This is a genomic window from Streptomyces sp. NRRL S-1022 (assembly GCF_000720135.1).
Classification (GTDB): Bacteria; Actinomycetota; Actinomycetes; order Streptomycetales; family Streptomycetaceae; genus Streptomyces.
The window spans coordinates 61,670-77,173 of the sequence record NZ_JOIU01000020.1 but is presented as its reverse complement, the minus strand read 5'-3'; the positions used below and the strand labels follow the sequence as shown (position 1 = coordinate 77,173).

Annotated in this window: 16 protein-coding genes and 1 pseudogene; 9 read left to right on the top strand and 8 right to left on the bottom strand. The window is 74.5% G+C overall.

What is annotated here, in order from left to right; translation table 11 throughout:
- Positions 1 to 56: 56 nt before the first annotated feature.
- Complete coding sequence (locus IG05_RS0127680; RefSeq protein WP_030346732.1) at positions 57 to 1,853, bottom strand: thiamine pyrophosphate-requiring protein; 1,797 nt, start codon at positions 1,851 to 1,853, stop codon at positions 57 to 59.
- Between the two features lie 314 nt (positions 1,854 to 2,167).
- On the opposite strand from IG05_RS0127680, the gene IG05_RS0127675 reads away from it, so the two are divergent.
- From IG05_RS0127675 to IG05_RS0127665, 3 genes are all read left to right on the top strand, one after another.
- On the top strand, positions 2,168 to 3,076 hold the full coding sequence (locus IG05_RS0127675) for a hypothetical protein (RefSeq protein WP_030346731.1): 909 nt from the start codon (positions 2,168 to 2,170) through the stop codon (positions 3,074 to 3,076).
- A gap of 184 nt (positions 3,077 to 3,260) precedes the next feature.
- Complete coding sequence (locus IG05_RS0127670) at positions 3,261 to 4,520, top strand: aminotransferase class I/II-fold pyridoxal phosphate-dependent enzyme (protein WP_030346730.1); 1,260 nt, start codon at positions 3,261 to 3,263, stop codon at positions 4,518 to 4,520.
- The gene (locus IG05_RS0127665; protein WP_030346729.1) at positions 4,517 to 5,626 is read left to right on the top strand and encodes an MBL fold metallo-hydrolase; all 1,110 of its coding nucleotides are present in this window, start codon (positions 4,517 to 4,519) and stop codon (positions 5,624 to 5,626) included. The genes IG05_RS0127670 and IG05_RS0127665 overlap by 4 nt, the downstream gene beginning before the upstream one ends.
- 36 nt (positions 5,627 to 5,662) lie before the next feature.
- On the opposite strand, the gene IG05_RS0127660 is transcribed toward IG05_RS0127665, so the two are convergent.
- Both IG05_RS0127660 and IG05_RS0127655 read right to left on the bottom strand, forming a co-directional pair.
- Positions 5,663 to 6,280, bottom strand: a complete 618-nt coding sequence (locus IG05_RS0127660) for a DedA family protein (RefSeq protein WP_030346728.1) — start codon at positions 6,278 to 6,280, stop codon at positions 5,663 to 5,665.
- The gene (locus IG05_RS0127655; protein WP_030346727.1) at positions 6,277 to 7,050 is read right to left on the bottom strand and encodes an MBL fold metallo-hydrolase; all 774 of its coding nucleotides are present in this window, start codon (positions 7,048 to 7,050) and stop codon (positions 6,277 to 6,279) included. Before IG05_RS0127655 ends, IG05_RS0127660 begins: the two co-directional genes overlap by 4 nt.
- Before the next feature lie 84 nt (positions 7,051 to 7,134).
- Between IG05_RS0127655 and IG05_RS0127650 the strand changes: the two genes are divergently transcribed.
- From IG05_RS0127650 to IG05_RS0127640, 4 genes and pseudogenes are all read left to right on the top strand, one after another.
- Complete coding sequence (locus IG05_RS0127650; RefSeq protein ID WP_051790317.1) at positions 7,135 to 7,566, top strand: hypothetical protein; 432 nt, start codon at positions 7,135 to 7,137, stop codon at positions 7,564 to 7,566.
- A gap of 113 nt (positions 7,567 to 7,679) precedes the next feature.
- The gene (locus IG05_RS0127645) at positions 7,680 to 9,917 is read left to right on the top strand and encodes a phage holin family protein (RefSeq protein ID WP_030346725.1); all 2,238 of its coding nucleotides are present in this window, start codon (positions 7,680 to 7,682) and stop codon (positions 9,915 to 9,917) included.
- A gap of 27 nt (positions 9,918 to 9,944) precedes the next feature.
- Positions 9,945 to 10,171: pseudogene (locus IG05_RS49505) on the top strand (hypothetical protein); the annotation flags it as partial.
- Between the two features lie 66 nt (positions 10,172 to 10,237).
- Positions 10,238 to 10,663: an OsmC family protein gene (locus IG05_RS0127640; RefSeq protein ID WP_030346724.1), complete on the top strand. Its 426-nt coding sequence runs from the start codon at positions 10,238 to 10,240 to the stop codon at positions 10,661 to 10,663.
- A gap of 95 nt (positions 10,664 to 10,758) precedes the next feature.
- On the opposite strand, the gene narJ is transcribed toward IG05_RS0127640, so the two are convergent.
- From narJ to IG05_RS0127625, 3 genes are all read right to left on the bottom strand, one after another.
- Positions 10,759 to 11,253, bottom strand: coding sequence for a nitrate reductase molybdenum cofactor assembly chaperone (gene narJ / locus IG05_RS0127635; protein WP_030346723.1), 495 nt, complete (start codon positions 11,251 to 11,253; stop codon positions 10,759 to 10,761).
- Positions 11,254 to 11,409: 156 nt separating this feature from the next.
- Positions 11,410 to 12,273 (bottom strand): helix-turn-helix domain-containing protein, encoded by an 864-nt coding sequence (locus tag IG05_RS0127630; protein WP_030346722.1) that lies wholly within the window; start codon positions 12,271 to 12,273, stop codon positions 11,410 to 11,412.
- Between the two features lie 99 nt (positions 12,274 to 12,372).
- Positions 12,373 to 13,197: a helix-turn-helix domain-containing protein gene (locus IG05_RS0127625; protein WP_030346721.1), complete on the bottom strand. Its 825-nt coding sequence runs from the start codon at positions 13,195 to 13,197 to the stop codon at positions 12,373 to 12,375.
- Positions 13,198 to 13,377: 180 nt separating this feature from the next.
- Here IG05_RS0127625 and IG05_RS0127620 point away from each other — a divergent pair, with 180 nt between their 5' ends.
- Complete coding sequence (locus tag IG05_RS0127620) at positions 13,378 to 13,683, top strand: 4a-hydroxytetrahydrobiopterin dehydratase (protein WP_030346720.1); 306 nt, start codon at positions 13,378 to 13,380, stop codon at positions 13,681 to 13,683.
- A gap of 5 nt (positions 13,684 to 13,688) precedes the next feature.
- The gene (locus tag IG05_RS0127615; RefSeq protein ID WP_030346719.1) at positions 13,689 to 14,462 is read left to right on the top strand and encodes a class I SAM-dependent methyltransferase; all 774 of its coding nucleotides are present in this window, start codon (positions 13,689 to 13,691) and stop codon (positions 14,460 to 14,462) included.
- Here the strand turns inward: IG05_RS0127615 and IG05_RS0127610 are convergent.
- Together IG05_RS0127610 and IG05_RS0127605 are read right to left on the bottom strand one after the other, a co-directional pair.
- Positions 14,459 to 14,821, bottom strand: a complete 363-nt coding sequence (locus IG05_RS0127610; RefSeq protein ID WP_051790314.1) for an STAS domain-containing protein — start codon at positions 14,819 to 14,821, stop codon at positions 14,459 to 14,461. The two genes, IG05_RS0127615 and IG05_RS0127610, sit on opposite strands and share 4 nt — an antisense overlap.
- A 5-nt stretch (positions 14,822 to 14,826) precedes the next feature.
- The gene (locus IG05_RS0127605) at positions 14,827 to 15,285 is read right to left on the bottom strand and encodes a Crp/Fnr family transcriptional regulator (protein WP_030346717.1); all 459 of its coding nucleotides are present in this window, start codon (positions 15,283 to 15,285) and stop codon (positions 14,827 to 14,829) included.
- Positions 15,286 to 15,504 lie beyond the last annotated feature (219 nt).

Here is a 15,504-nt window from a genome sequence, read left to right as displayed (position 1 = left end):
AGGTCCACACCGCGTACCCGGTGCCGCGCGTCCGACACGGAAGTCCTGCCGCACGGTCACTGCTTGTCCCGGCCGGGCAGGAACTCCTGCACCTTCGCCTTCAGTCCCCGCTTGATCATCGAACCCCGGTCGGCGTCCCCCTTCAGGATCGACGCGGCCGTCGCCTCCATCTGCTCCCAGGTGGCGTGCGGCGGGATCGGCGGCACCGCGGGATCGGTCAGGAACTCGATCACCGCCGGCCCGTCCGCGGCCAGCGCGGCCCGCCAGCCCGACTCCACGTCCTCCGGCTTCTCCACCCGGATCCCGGTCAGGCCCAGCGACCGGGCGAACGCCGCGTACTGCACGTCCGGGATCGACTGCGACGGCAGGAACGACGGAGCACCCTCCATGGCCCGCATCTCCCACGTCACCTGGTTCAGGTCCTGGTTGTTCCACACGGCCACCACCAGCCGCGGATCCGACCAGCGGTCCTGGTACTTCGCCGCCGTGATCATCTCCGCCAGGCCGTTCATCTGCATCGCACCGTCCCCGACCAGCGCGACCACCGGCCGGTCCGGGTGCGCGAACTTCGCCCCGATCGCGTACGGCACACCCGGGCCCATCGTCGCCAGCGTCCCGGACAGCGAACCCCGCATGCCCGGGCGCATCGTGATGTGCCGCGCGTACCAGTTCGCCACCGAACCGGAGTCCGACGTCAGGATCGCGTTGTCCGGCAGCAGCGGATCCAGCGCCCGCGCCACGTACTCCGGGTTGATCGGATCCGCCGCCAGCCCGGCCCGCCGCTCCATCGTCTCGTGCCAGCGCTTCACGTTCGCGCACACCGTGTCGTACCACTCGCGTCCGCGCCCCTCCGCCTTCAGCAGCGGAATCAGCCGCTGCAGCGTCGCGCGGGCGTCACCGACCAGGTTCACCTCGTACGGGTACCGCATACCGATCATGTGCGCGTCGATGTCGATCTGCACCCCGCGCGCCTTGCCGAAGTCCGGCATGAACTGCGTGTACGGGAACGACGAACCGACCGTCAGCAGCGTGTCGCAGTCCCGCATCAGCTCGTACGACGGCCGGCTCCCCAGCAGCCCGATCGGCCCCGTCACATACGGCAGCTCGTCACTGAGCACATCCTTGCCGAGCAGGGCCTTCGCCACGCCCGCACCGAGCAGCTCGGCGACCTCCCGGACCTCCGCGACCGCACCCGCGGCACCCTGCCCGATCAGCACGGCCACCTTGTCGCCCGCGTTCAGCACGTCCGCCGCCCGGCGCAGCGCCTCGTCCGTCGGGGTCGCCGTGAAGTCGCTCATCCCCAGACTCGACGGCACCATCTTGAACTCGTGCGTCGGCGGCGAGTAGTCCAGCTCCTGCACATCACCCGGGATGATCACCGCCGTCGGACAGCGCCGGGCGTACGCCGTACGGATCGCCCGGTCCAGCACGTTCGGCAGCTGCTCGGGCACCGTCACCGTCTCCACGAACTCCGAGGCGACGTCCTTGTACAGCGTGTGCAGGTCGACCTCCTGCTGGTACGAGCCGCCCATCGCGGTCCGGTCGGTCTGGCCGACGATCGCCAGCACCGGCACGTGGTCCAGCTTCGCGTCGTACAGCCCGTTCAGCAGATGGATGGCACCCGGTCCGGACGTCGCCGCGCACACCCCGATACGGCCGCTGAACTTCGCGTACCCCACCGCCTCGAACGCGGACATCTCCTCGTGCCGGGACTGGATGAACCGCGGCCGGTCCTCGGCCCGGCCCCAGGCGGCGAGCAGCCCGTTGATGCCGTCACCCGGATAGCCGAAAACCTGTTCCACGCCCCAAGCGCGCAACCGCTCAAGAATGTGGTCCGAGACCTTGGTGCTCATGGAGAGACCCCCTCGGGGAAGTACGAAGCGGACGATCCGGTCAGCGGATACCGAGTCACCTGCGGCAGGGACGGAAAACCTCCGCCACCCGCACCGGCGCCCCGGACGCGGGCACCACGCGTGCGCCGTCACCCGCCCGGCCCCGCCCGTCCCGCGAATGGGCTCCGGCCGCGCGCGGTACGGCCCCCCGCGGGCTGTCATGGCAGCGAGGGCACACCCCGTGCCCCCGGACCCGGACGCCGCACGGCGCTGCCGTCGTACCGGTGCGCCGGCGTACCGGTACGACCGTCGCCGCCCGCCGAGGAGCCCCTCCCATGCGCCGCACCGCCCGCGCCCTGCCCGCCGCCTTCGCCGCCGGTGCCGTGCTCGCCCTCACGGGGCCCGCCGCCCACGCCTTCTCCACCGGTGCCGCGGCTTCCTCCGGTTCCGCACTCCCCGCCGGCCCTGTCGCTGTCGCCGACCCGGGTGCCGAGGCGAGCCCCGGTACCGGTGCCCTCTCCGGGGTCTGCGATCCCGTCCTCGGACCGGTGCCCGTCCCTCCCGGCCCTCCCGGCGCCCTTCCCGGCACCGGCGCACCGGCCGCCGGCCCGGACGGCGCGTCCTGCGGGCCGGACGGAGCCGTGCGTGACGGTGGCGGGCAGGTGGGGGCCGGGAACGACGGGAGCGCGCCGGCGGGAGTCGCACATGACGACGCCGGGGGAGACGGAGCCGGGAAGACCGGTGCGGGGGACAGGGGCGCCGGAGACACGGGCGCAGGCTGGGACAGCGGCGGCGAGGCCGGGGCCGGGCGGGACAGCGGCGGGCAGGTCGGTGCCGGGCAGGACGGGGGCGGCCGGGACGGCGCGGGCCGGGACGGGACCGGGCAGGACGGGGGCGGCCGGGACGGCGGACGGCAGGAGGGGGCCGGGCGGGAGTGCGCGCAGGCGGGCGCGGGCGACTGCGGCCACGACGACCACGCCTGCGGGGAATCCCGCGGGACCCGCTGCCCGGACGGCGAGGGCCACTCCTGCCGCGACTCCCACGACGACACCGGCTGCACCCCGGCCGCCGTCCAGCACGGCGTGGACGCCGGACGGGGCGGCACCTTCGACGACTCCGTCCCGGCCCTCGCCGCCGGCGCCGCCTGCCTCGCCGCCGCCTGCGCGGGCGCCGGCTACCGGCTGTACGGCCACCTGTCGTACGGCCACCGGCGCTCCCCGGACGGACGGCGCGCCGGGATGTGACCCGGGCAACCTCCGGCGCCGCCCATGGAGAGCCGTCCCGCGGGTACCCAGCCTCCCAAGGGCGCCGCCGGCAGATCACGGCACGCGTCCGAGGCGACGGACCACCGGACCACGGCCCGCGAGGACAGCGGACGGCACGGCCCGGACAGGGCGCCACGGCACCACCGACTGCACGGAGGCGGACATGCGGCGGACGGACCCCGGGCAGGACCACGGCCCCGTCCGCTACGGCCCGCCCCTCCCCGCCGACGGCCTCCCCGTCCTCCCCGAACTCTCCGCCGTACTCGCCGCCGCCGCGGCCCGCGCCGACGCCCAGCCCGTCGGCGGCGCCCCCGCCCTCCTGGAAGCCGCCTGCGGCTACTGGACCCGGCGCGGACTGCCCACCGTCCCCGACCAGGTGGCCGCCGGACCCGGCGCCCCCGCCCTGCTGCTCGCCCTCACCGCCGCACTCGCCGGCGACGGCGCCGACGTCCTCGTACCCCGGCCGTGCGCCGCGTGGTGGGCACCGTACGCCCGGCTGCTCGGCCGGCCCGCCTACCACGTGCCCACCCCCGCCGAGAGCGGCGGCGTCCCCGACCCCTACGCCCTGCTGGAGACCGTCCGCCGGGTCCGCGCCGAGGGCGGCGACCCCCGGCTGCTCGTGCTGTCCGTCGCCGACGACCCCACCGCCACCGTCGCCCCGCCCGAACTGCTGCACGAGACCGTCGAGGCCGCCACCACCGAGGGCCTCCACCTGGTCAGCGACGAGACCTGGCGCGACACCCTGCACACCCCGCGCGACACCGTCCTGCTCAGCCCCGCCGAGATGTGGCCCGGCCAGGTCACCGTCGTCACCGACCTGGCCGGCTCCCTGCTGCCCCCCGGCTGGCCCGCCGCCGTCGCCCGCTTCCCCGACACCGCCGGCGGACGCCACCTCCACGCGCGCGTACTCGACATCCTCACCGCCCTCGGCGCACGCATCGCCGCACCGGTCGCCGCGGCCGCCGGCTACGCCCTCGACGAACCCCCGCCCCTCACCGAACGCCGCGAGGCCACCGTACGGCTGCACGCGCGCGTGGCCGCCGCCGCACACACCGCGGTCGTCGCCGCCGGCGCGCTCGCCCGGCCCCCGCAGGCCGGCCGCCACCTGTACGCCGACCTGAGCCCGCTGCGCGCACCGCTCGCCGCCCGAGGGGTGAGCGACGCCCAGGACCTGGAGGACCTGCTCACCGCCCGGCTCGGCATGCCCGCACCCGGCGGCCACCGCTTCGGCGACGACCTCGGCGCACTGCGCGTACGACTCTCCACCGGGCCCCTGCTGGGCGGCACGGACGAGGAACGCACGGAATGCCTCGCCTCACCCGTGCCGTTGGAACTGCCGCACGTCCGAAGCGCATTGAACTCCTTGAGGTCGGCCTTCGACGATCTCCGCGACGACGCTCAGCGAGAGGAGCCCCCTCGATGACGCAGCAGACGCACGAGCCCGGACCGGCCACCACAGCGACCACCACCGCCACGCCGGCCACGACCACGACAGAGCCGGCCACGGCGGACGCGACGGCGAGGCAGAGAGACGCCCCCGCCCCCCTCACGCCCCCGTTCCCACCACTGGCCGAACCCCGCCCCCTCGGCGAACACCGCGTATGGCCCCGCACCTTCCACGACCGGCTCACCGCGCCGCTGCCCGGCCTCAAGGCCCTCGCCCGCTTCGCCCGCGAAGGCGCCGTACGCCCCGGCCCCGAAGGCCTCGCCGACATCGCCCGCCTGCCCTGCGCCCCGGCCCCCCTGCCCCGCGTCGGCACCCGCACCCTCGCCGTCACCTGGGCGGGCCACGCCAGCTGGATCGTCCGCGTCGGCGGACTCACCGTCCTCACCGACCCCGTCTGGTCCCGCCGCATCCTCGGCACCCCGGCCCGCATCACCCCCGTCGGCGTGCCCTGGGACAGCCTGCCCCACGTCGACGCCGTCGTCATCAGCCACAACCACTACGACCACCTGGACGCCCCCACCCTGCGCCGACTCCCGCGCGACACCCCCGTGTTCGTACCCGCCGGGCTCGGCGGCTGGTTCCGCCGCCGCCGGTTCACCGTCGTCACCGAACTGGACTGGTGGGAAGGCTCCGAACTCTCCGGCGTCCGCTTCGACTTCGTCCCCGCACACCACTGGTCCAAGCGCACCCTCACCGACACCTGCCACAGCCTGTGGGGCGGCTGGGTCCTCACCGCACCCGACGGACAGCGCCTCTACTTCGCCGGCGACACCGGCTACGGCCACTGGTTCTCCCGCATCGGCCGCCGCTACCCCGGCATCGACCTCGCCCTCATGCCCATCGGCGCCTACGACCCCCGCTGGTGGCTGAGCGACGTCCACTGCGACCCCGAGGAAGCCGTCCAGGCCACCCTCGACCTCGGCGCCCGCCGCATGGCCCCCATGCACTGGGGCACCTTCATCCTCTCGGCCGAACCGGTCCTGGAACCGCTCACCCGCGTACAGACCGCCTGGGAGAAGGCCGGGCTGGAACGCGAAGACCTGTGGGACCTGCCGATCGGCGCCTCAAGGATCCTGGAGTGAAACGCGGCCTCACCCCGCAGCCCGCACCCCGCAGCCTCACCCCGCAGCCCGCACCCGCCGCCACACGCCGGGCGCCGCACCGGCGAGGACCGTCAGCGCGACCGCCACCACCACGCCCTCCCACGGCTCCCGGAACAGCGAACCCCCCAGAATCCCGATCACCTGGTACGTGACCGCCCACGCCAGACACGCGAGCAGATTCCCCCGCGCGAACCGCCTCAGCGGCCACTCCGCCATCAGACACGCCAGCATCACCGGTATCCGTCCCGCCGGGACGAGCCGCGACAGCACCAGCACGGCGAGCCCGTGCTCCGCCAGCTTCCCCCGCGCCTGCGCGAGCCGCTCCTCCGGCGCCCGGTCCCGGATCGCCTTCAGCCACCGCGAACCGTTCCTCGACCGCATCCCGCGCCGCCCCAGCCAGTACAACGCCGCATCCCCCAGGAACGCGGCCAGCGACGCCGTCACGAACACCAACGCCAGCGAGAACGGCGCCGTCCGGTGGAACGCCACCACCGCCGCCGAACTCACCAGCGCCCCCGTCGGCACGACCGGCACCAACGCCCCGACCAACACCAGCAGGAACAACGACGGATACCCCACCGCCTGCGCGGACCCGGACGTCACGGTGCGCGACACGTCGGCGAGCCACGTCACCGCGCGACCTCCAGCCGCACACTCTCCCCGTGCCCCAGCCTGTGCACCGCCACCTGCGGCGCCGCCACCGCCGCAAGCCGCACGAACTCGTCCCCCGGCGCATGGAACTCGTGCGGCCGCACCGCGTCCATACCGATCGGCCAGTACGTCCCGTAATGCACCGGCACCGCCACCCGCGGCGCCAGCCGGGCCAGCGCCCGCGCCGCCCGCCCCGCGTCCAGATGCCCCTCCCCGAGAAACGGCCCCCAGCCGCCCACCGGCAACAACGCCACGTCCACCGGCCCCACCCGCTCGGCCATCGCGTCGAACAGCCCCGTGTCTCCCGCGAAATACGTCCGCGCCTCACCCTCCACGACGAAACCCAGCGCCGGGGACCGCCGCGGACCCACCGGCAGCCGCCGCCCGTCGTGCAGCGCCGGCACCACCCGGACCAGCACCTCCCCGATCCGCACCTCGTCCCCCGGCACCACCTCGGTGACCCGCAGACCCCTCAGCCGGCGCAGACCCGGCACCGCCCGTGGTGCGCCCCGAGGCACGAGCAGGCGCGTACCCGGGCCGAAACAGGCCAGCGACGGCACATGCAGATGGTCGGCGTGCAGATGGGAGACCAGCACCACGTCCGCGCGACGGGCCCCGGCGGGCGGCAGCACACCCCGGCGCCGCCGCAGATGCGCCAGCCGGCCGGCGAACAGAGGATCGGTGAGCACCCGGATGTTCGCATCCTCCACCGCGCAGGTGGCGTGACCCCACCAGGTGATCTCCACCGGCACCTTCTTCGCCTCCTTCACGCGACTCCCCGAAGCCTACGGGCAGGAGTAGGGTCGGCGGCGAAACCCGGAGGTGAGGGGGACGCCATGGGACAGCTGCGGGGTGCCTTCAGCGCGTTCACGACCGTGCGGGTCACCGCCATCGCGAGCCTCACACCCCTGGAGGAGCTGGAGGCCGACCCCTTCCTGGTGGACTCCCGCAGCCAGCACGCCATGTGCGCCCGCTGGGCCGCCGAACGCGGCTACACCGTCGCCCGCGAACTCCTCGTCGGCGGCCTGCGCTTCGACCACCGCGCCCTCTGGGACGGCGTCCGCCCCGGCATCGACCTCTTCGTCGCCCCCAGCCTCCGGGTACTGCGCCGGGCCCTGTCCTCCGTCGAGGAGTTCACCGCCGAATGCGCCCGCCGGGGCGTACGCGTGGAAACCGTGGGACGAGCCGAACCGGCCTACGACGCACAGATGAAGGCACACGTACACCGGCGGCTGTCCATGCCGACGGCCGGCTACGACGGACGGTGACCCCCACCCCGTATGACAAGGTGGAGCAGGGCCCGACCGCGGCCCGCGAAGCGAGAAGGGGCCCACCTGCCCGCCCGGGGCGGGGGAGGACCGGGACATGAGGTGTACGGGACGTGCGCGGCGTACGGTGGCGACGGATCGCCAGTCAGACCGGACGGAGCCTCACCGTCTGGGCGGTCTCCACGGCCACCATGCTGGCCCTCGCCGCCCTCCTGCCCGACTTCCAGCTCCAGTCCCCCGACGGCGACAGCGCCACCCGTATCGCCGTCACCGCCGCCTGCGGCGCCGGCGCCTTCGCCGTCCTCTCCGCCGTCGTCTGGCCCCTCCTGGTCCGCCTCCTCCTGCTCGTCCCCGCACTCGTCCTCGGCCTGCTCGTCTTCTTCCTCAACGGCTCCCTGCTGCTGCTCGCCCTGCACATCAACCCCTCGGGCAGCCCCGAAGCCGCCCCCGAGACCGCCGTCATCGTGGCCGCCGTCATGTCCGCCGTCGCCTCCGCCACCGGCGCGGCCCTCGCCGTACGCGAAGACGAGGCCTACCGGCGCCGCCTGCACCGCCTCGCCACCCGCAGCCGCCACGCCCGTCCACCGTGCCCCAGCGCACCCGGACTGGTCTGCGTCCAACTCGACGGGGTCGGTCACGACGTCCTCGTGGAGGCGGTCCGCAAGGGGCTGATGCCCACGGTGGGCCGCTGGCTGTCCACCGGCGACGGCATACAGCCGACCGCCGGCGGCGCACGGCCGACGGGCGACGGTACGGGCGACCGCATGCAGTCGACAGGCGCCACCATACGGTCGGCACCGGACGGCACACTGTCGGCGGACGACTGCATACAGCAGACCGGCGACACCACGCATCCGACGGTCCACCGCATCCACCCCACCCACCGCCTCACCCCCTGGCGCACCGACTGGTCCAGCCAGACCGGCGCCAGCCAGCTCGGCATCCTGCATGGCACCACCTTCGACGTCCCCGCCTTCCGCTGGTACGAGAAGGACCGCGGCGAGGTGATGGTCTGCAACCGGCCGACGAGCGCCGCCGAACTGCAACACCGCGCCATACTGCATACCGGCGACGGCGGACTGCTCACCGTCGACGGCGCCAGCCGCGGCAACCTCTTCAGCGGCGGCGCCGGCGAACAGGCCCTCGTCCTGTCCATCGCCACCCGCCGCCGCGAACGGGCGAACCGGTCCCGCGCCGGCTACTTCGCCTACTTCTCCGACCCCGCCAACGCCGTACGCACCGCCCTGTCCTTCACCGCCGAGGTGGCCCGCGAGATCGGCCAGTCCACCCGCGCCCGCCTGCGCAAGCAGCGCCCGCGCGTCGGCCGGGGCGGCCTCTACCCGCTCGTGCGCGCCTTCGCGACCGTCGTCGAACGGGACGTCGTCGTCGCCGCGGTCATGGGCGACATGCTCGCCGGCCGCACCTGCGTCTACGCCGACCTCGTTGCCTACGACGAGGTCGCCCACCACTCCGGACCGCGCAGCCGCGACGCCGAGAAGGTCCTGCAGCGCCTCGACCGGTCCCTCGCCCTCCTCGAACGCGTCGCCGAACACGCCCCGCGCCCCTACCGCATCGTCGTCCTCTCCGACCACGGACAGAGCCCAGGCGAAACCTTCCGCTCCCGTTACGGGCTCACCCTCGGCGATCTGGTCCGCGCCGGCTGCGGGCTGCCCGTCCCGCGCCGCGCGGAACGCACCCGCAGCGGCGCCGAGGCCCGCGCCGCCGTCCGCGCCGCCCTGCGCCGGCCGGTGGAGGAACGGAACGAACTCCCGCGCACCGCCCCCCGCTCCGAGCCGGTCGTGCTGGCCTCCGGAAACCTCGGCCTGATCTCCTTCCCGGACGTCCCGCACCGCATGACCGAGGAGGAGATCGACGCCCGCCACCCCGGCCTGCTCACCACCCTCGCCAACCACCCCGGCATCGGCTTCCTGCTGGTGCGCAGCGAGGAACACGACGGCCTGGTACTCGGCGCCCACGGCGCCCGGATCCCGCTCGCCGCGCTCGACGACGAGCCCGGCCCGCTGGACCGCTTCGGCCCCGGAGCCGCCGACGCCGTCCGCCGCACCCACTCCTTCCCGCACACCGCCGACATCATGGTGAACTCCGCCTACGACCCCGCCGACGGCGAAGTCCTCGCCTTCGAGGAACAGATCGGCTCCCACGGCGGCCTCGGCGGCGCCCAGTCCCGCCCGTTCCTCCTCTTCCCGCGCGAGCTGTCCGCCCCCGCCGCGGACGGCGGTGAACTCACCGGCGCCGAGCACATCCACCGCGTACTGCGCCGCTGGCTGAGCGAACTGGCCACCCCCCGGGTGCCGCTCACCCCGGACCCGGAGGAGGAGCAGGCCGCCTGAGTCCCGGCACGGCCGGTCACGCGGGCGGGGGTGGTCCTCGACACCTCCGGCTCGACGGGCACCACACTGCTCCGCAAGGCGCTCGGCACGATCGCCTCCTACGGTCTGCGACGCCGCCCCGCACGACGCCGGCTGCCTGCCGGTCACCGGGATCGCCGGCCGGGCCGCGGGTACGCAGGGAACACGCCTGCCTGATCCCGCAGGGAAGTCACCTGCCGTTCACGCCGCGTGGGCCGGTCCTGAGAGTGCGATGAGCCCGGATGTGATCGGATAGGACCACCGGGAACCCCGGGACCGCGACACTCGCGAAAGGACGCATCGTGGCAACCACGCGCACCGCGCACACCGTCTGGGAAGGCAACCTGCTCGAAGGCAACGGAGTCGTCACCTTCGACTCCTCCGGCATCGGCCAGCAGCCGGTGTCGTGGCCCTCGCGCGCCGAGCAGGCGAACGGCAAGACCAGCCCCGAGGAGCTGATCGCCGCCGCCCACTCCAGCTGCTTCTCCATGGCCCTCTCGCACGGCCTGGCCGGCGCCGGCACCCCGCCCACCCGGCTGGAGACCAAGGCCGACGTCACCTTCCAGCCGGGCGAGGGCATCACCGGCATCCACCTCACCGTGCGCGGCGAGGTGCCGGGCCTGGACGAGGAGGGCTTCCGTTCGGCCGCCGAGGACGCCAAGAAGAACTGCCCGGTCAGCCAGGCCCTGACCGGTACGACGATCACCCTGACGGCCGAGCTGGCCTGACGCCTGACGCTCGTACGTCCCACGGTGCCGCGCCCCACGCCCGGGGGCGCGGCACCGCCGCGTGCAGCACGGGCCGCGGGCCGGAAGGGGAGCGGTCACGGCGGTCGGATGCTGTATGCAGTCGGCAGTGTGGCGCATACGGCATCCAGCACGCCGGCATACGGTGTGCCGTAGCCGGTCAATCGCATACGCAGCCGCTCCAGGCCGTCGCGGTGTTCGGTCAGCAGAATGCCGTCGCCGGTCCGCGCGGTGAACTCCAGCACCGCCGGCAGGAAGTCCGGCAGCTCCCCGCCGCCGCACTCCAGCCCGTGCCGGCGGTACACGTCCGCGAACCAGGCCGCGGACATCCCGCGCGCCCGGCTGTCGCCGTCGTGCCACCGGCTCAGGTACAGGCTGTGCCGGTCCCCGGCGCCGAAGACGTGCACGTAGTGTGCGGCCAGTTCCGCCGGCGGGGTGAGGGCCGCGTGGTCGGTGAACCCGCGCAGCTGCGGGGCGGCCTGCCGCACCAGCGGCAGCCGGGCGACGAGGTCCTCGTCCGGGTAGGTCAGGCAGAGGGCCGCCGCCTGGTACAGCACCGCGTCCGAGGGCATCGGGCCTCCTTCGCGTCGGGCGGTGGGCGCGCACCGGTCACGTACGCTCCCTCGGTCACCCCGTACTCAGAAGCTAGGGGCGGCACCGGGAACCCACCTGTCCGCAGACCCGTACGGGTCACCCCCGGCCGGACGCGGGCCCCGCCCCGGACGCCTTCAGCGGCCCTCGCGGTGCTCCCGGAGCAGCTTCAGGGTGCGCTGCGCGGACGCGGCCCGGGCCGTCATGTGGTCCAGCACCTCCAGGTGCGCGGCCACCTCCCGGCGCGAGTCCAGGTACAGGGCACCGGTCAGGTACTCGGTGAACACCATGTCCGGCAGTTCCGGCTCGGCGAACCGGAACAGGGTGAACGGCGCGTACGTCCCCGGGTGCGGGCCCGCCGCGAACTCGGCGATCTGCAGGGTGACCCGGTCCCGTTCGGCGTACTCCAGCAGCCGGTCCAGCTGGTCCCGCAGCACCTCGGGCCGCATGCTCACCGGGCGCCTGAGCACCGTCTCGTCCATGATCACCCACAGGTGGGGCGGGTTGTCGCGCTCCAGGAGCCGCTGCCGTTCCATGCGCAGCGACACGTGCCGCTCGACCGTCTCCGGCGAGCTCTGCCCGATCGTCCCGGCCTCCAGCACCGCCCGCGCGTACTCCTCGGTCTGCAGCAGGCCGGGCACGAAGTGCGGCTCGTAGGAGCGGATGATCCGGGCGGCGCCCTCCAGGCTGACGTACAGGCTGAACCAGTCCGGCAGCACGTCGTGGAACCGCTGCCACCAGCCCGGCTGGTTCGCCTCCTCGGCCAGCCGCACGAACGCGCCGGCCTCCTCCTCGGCCACCCCGTAGGTGGACAGCAGCACCTGCACGTAGGGAATCTTCAGCGCGACCTCGGCCATCTCCATCCGCCGTACCGTCGCCGACGCCACCCTGAGGACCCGGGCGGCCTCCTCGCGGCTGAGCCCCGCCGCCTCCCGCAGCTCCTGCAACCGCTTGCCCAGCACCACCTGGCCCACGGTGGGCGCCGCCCGCCGCTCACTCACGCCACACCCTCCCCTGTGCGCCGACCGAAGCGGGCAGCAGTCTGTCACGTGTCGCCGCCTCGCACACGTGCCCGAGGCGACGAATCCGTTCCGGGGCGGTCAACCGGTCAGAGTGTGCAGGTACTTGGCGGTCGCCGGATCCGCCGGCAGGAACGTCTCGATGGCGAGTTCGGCGACCGTGACGTCCATCGGCGTGTTGAACGTGGAGATCGAGGACACGAACGACAGGGTCCGGCCGGCGTGCTCGATGCGCAGCGGCAGCGCGAAGTACGGCACCGGCTCCGCCGGTTCGGTGCCCGGCGGCTCCTCGGGCACCGGGTAGGCCGCGACCTCCTCGTACAGCACGCGGAGCCGGTCCGAGCGGTGCAGGGCGATCTCCCGTTCCATCTGGGCCAGCAGATGCCCGCGCCACTCCCGCAGGTTGCGGATCCGCGGCGCCAGCCCCTTCGGGTGCAGGGTCAGCCGCATCGCGTTCGGCACCGGGGCCGTCAGCTCCTCGGGGACGCCCTCCAGCAGCATGGCGATGCCCCGGTTCGCGGCGACGACCGTGTACCCGGCGTCGACCACCAGCGCGGGATAGGGCTCGTAGCCCCGGATGAGCCGCTCGATGCCGTCGCGCAGCCCGTCCAGCGCCGGATCGTCCAGCGGCGTCTCCGGATAGCGCGGCGCGTAACCAGCCGCCAGCAGCAGGGCGTTGCGCTCCCGCACCGGCACCTGGAGCTGCTCGGCGAGCCGCAGCACCATCTCCTCGCTCGGCCGGGACCGCCCGGTCTCCACGAAACTGATGTGCCGCGCCGAGGAGTCGGCACGCAGCGCCAGTTCCAGCTGGGAGACCCGGCGCCGCTCCCGCCAGGCACGCAACAGCGGACCGACACCCCTGCCGGCGACGGGGGACACGGTGGGAGCGGACGCGACAACAGGCATACCACCGACCCTAGTCGAGGCCGCCACGGCGCGACCAACCCGGCGTCCCGTACCCCGGCCGGCCCGCGTCGCCGCCCCGCCCGCACCGCCGGCGTGGCAGGCTGAACCGTACCCGCCCGTCCCCCCCCCCGCACGGGGGAGCCCCCTCGCACGGGGACACGCACCGAAGGGAGCCCGGCCATGGCCGTAGAACCGCTGTCGCAGAAGGAGATCGAGGACCGGCTGGCCGAACTGCCCGGCTGGTCCGTCGACGGCGACCGCCTCACCCGCTCCTACCGGCTCGGCTCGCACTTCGCGGCCGCCGCGCTGGTCGTACACATCGCCGGCATCCAGGACGAGCTCGACCACCACTCCGACCTCACCCTCGGCTACGACACCGTCTCCCTCAGCGTCAACACCCACAGCGCGGGCGGCGCCGTCACCGGCAAGGACTTCGCTCTCGCCCACAGGGTGGAGGACATCGCCCCAGGCCACGGAGCACACTGAGCGATGTGCTCGACTACGACAAGGAAGCCGCCGACTACGACGCCTTACGCGGCGGCGAAGCCCGCGCCCACGAGGCCGCACAGGCCGTCCTCCGCCTGATACCCGGCAGGCCGGGCCGCCTCCTCGACGTCGCCTGCGGCACCGGGATCGTCACCCGGCGGCTCGCCGCCGCGCGCCCCGGGCCGCGGGTGACCGGCGCCGACCTCACCTGGGCCATGGTCCGCAGGGCCTCGGCCCGGCTGCCCGGCGCGATCGTACGGGCCGACAGCCGCCGGCTGCCCTTCCCCTCCGGCACCTTCGACGCGGTCACCAGCATCTGGCTGCTGCACCTGCTCACCGACCCCGAGGACGTCCGCGCCGTCGTCGCCGAGTGCGCCCGGGTACTGCGGCCCGGCGGAACCTACGTCACCACGGTCGACAAGGCCGCCGCCCACGACGTCGGCAGCGACATCGACGCCGTCCTCGCGGCCCGTCCGCGCCGCCCGGCCGCCGACGCCCCCGGCACCGTCACCGCGCACGCCGTCCGGTACGGACTCCGGCCCGCCGGCCACGGCACCTTCCGCGGCACCGGACAGGGCCGCAGCCCCCGCACCGCCATCGCCGACCTGAACCGCGGCTGGTTCACCCTGCTGCCGCCGGGCGAGCCGCGCACCGAGGAGCTGGCGGCCCGCCTGGCCGCGCTCCCGGACCAGGACCGCCGGCGCCCCGACCCCCGGTTCGGCGTCCGCGCCTTCCGCAGACCGGCGGACGAGGACTCCGGCACCTCACGCCCCGGCTAGCAGGGACCGTACGCCGCCGGGGCCTCGGGGAGCCGCGGCTGCACCTCGAAGACACCCCACAGACCGGTCGCCCGCAGCATCCGCAGGAAGCGGGCGCTGTCCGTGACCAGCCGCAGCCGGCCCCGCCGGGCCAGAACGCGGTTGCGCGCCCGGCACAGCACACCCAGGCCGGCGCAGTCGATGAACCCGGCCGGCCGCAGGTCCAGCACCAGGTCGGGGCAGGAGTGCGCGGTGAGCGCGTCGAGCCGTGCCGACAGGGCCAGCGCGGTCAGCAGATCGATGTCGCCGTGCAGCGGCAGCACCGTGGGACCGGGGCACGCGCGCGCCGGGCCGGCCGGGAACGGGGAGGACGCGGACACGGCGGTCAGACCGGATCACCGCTGCCGTACGGGGCGTAGAGATCGAGCAGCCGGACCCGGGCGGCGTGCAGCCGCTGGGCGGCCACGCGGCCGACCCAGGCCGCGATCGCCCGGCCGAACTCCGGGTCCTGCGCGCACAGGTCGCGCACGGGACCGGCGTCGAACGCGTACGCCCGCACCGGGCTCATCGCCTCCCCGCCCAGCTGCCACCGGTACGGCGGGAAGTGCCAGGACCAGCCGACCAGTTCGCCGTGCCCGAGGGTCTCGATGACGGCGGGCCGACGGCCGCGCACCCTGAGGTCGAGGGCGACGGTGCCGGTGCGCACGATCCAGAACCGGTCGGCACGCCGGCCCTCCTCGAACAGGCGGGCGCCGGCCTCGCAGGAGACCTCGCGGCCGAGGCGCATCAGCACGGCCCGCCGCTCGGCCGGCAGAGCTGTGGTCATGGTGGTGGCGGTGGTCATCGCACCGGCTCCCTTCCTCTGGCTCCTGCGTCCAGCCTGGCCGGGGCCGGCGGGGCGGCACCATGGGCCGCACGGCCCCGGCCGGGGACCTTCGGCCCGGGCAGCCGTCCGCCCGCAGACGAAGGGAGCAGCGCCACGGCAGGGCGGGAGGGGGGAGACGGGAAGGGCGGGAGGGGGAGACGGGAAGGGCGCCACCCGCTTCTCGCGGATCCGGATTGC

What these genes read in the sequence shown, in the direction of transcription:
- IG05_RS0127680 (WP_030346732.1), bottom strand. Translation starts at nt 1,853, where the DNA reads ATGAGCACCAAGGTCTCGGACCACATTCTTGAGCGGTTGCGCGCTTGG.
- IG05_RS0127620 (WP_030346720.1), top strand. Translation starts at nt 13,378, where the DNA reads ATGGCCGTAGAACCGCTGTCGCAGAAGGAGATCGAGGACCGGCTGGCC.
- IG05_RS0127650 (WP_051790317.1), top strand. Translation starts at nt 7,135, where the DNA reads ATGGGACAGCTGCGGGGTGCCTTCAGCGCGTTCACGACCGTGCGGGTC.
- narJ (WP_030346723.1), bottom strand. Translation starts at nt 11,253, where the DNA reads ATGCCCTCGGACGCGGTGCTGTACCAGGCGGCGGCCCTCTGCCTGACC.
- IG05_RS0127605 (WP_030346717.1), bottom strand. Translation starts at nt 15,285, where the DNA reads ATGACCACCGCCACCACCATGACCACAGCTCTGCCGGCCGAGCGGCGG.
- IG05_RS0127665 (WP_030346729.1), top strand. Translation starts at nt 4,517, where the DNA reads ATGACGCAGCAGACGCACGAGCCCGGACCGGCCACCACAGCGACCACC.
- IG05_RS0127675 (WP_030346731.1), top strand. Translation starts at nt 2,168, where the DNA reads ATGCGCCGCACCGCCCGCGCCCTGCCCGCCGCCTTCGCCGCCGGTGCC.
- IG05_RS0127670 (WP_030346730.1), top strand. Translation starts at nt 3,261, where the DNA reads ATGCGGCGGACGGACCCCGGGCAGGACCACGGCCCCGTCCGCTACGGC.
- IG05_RS0127625 (WP_030346721.1), bottom strand. Translation starts at nt 13,197, where the DNA reads ATGCCTGTTGTCGCGTCCGCTCCCACCGTGTCCCCCGTCGCCGGCAGG.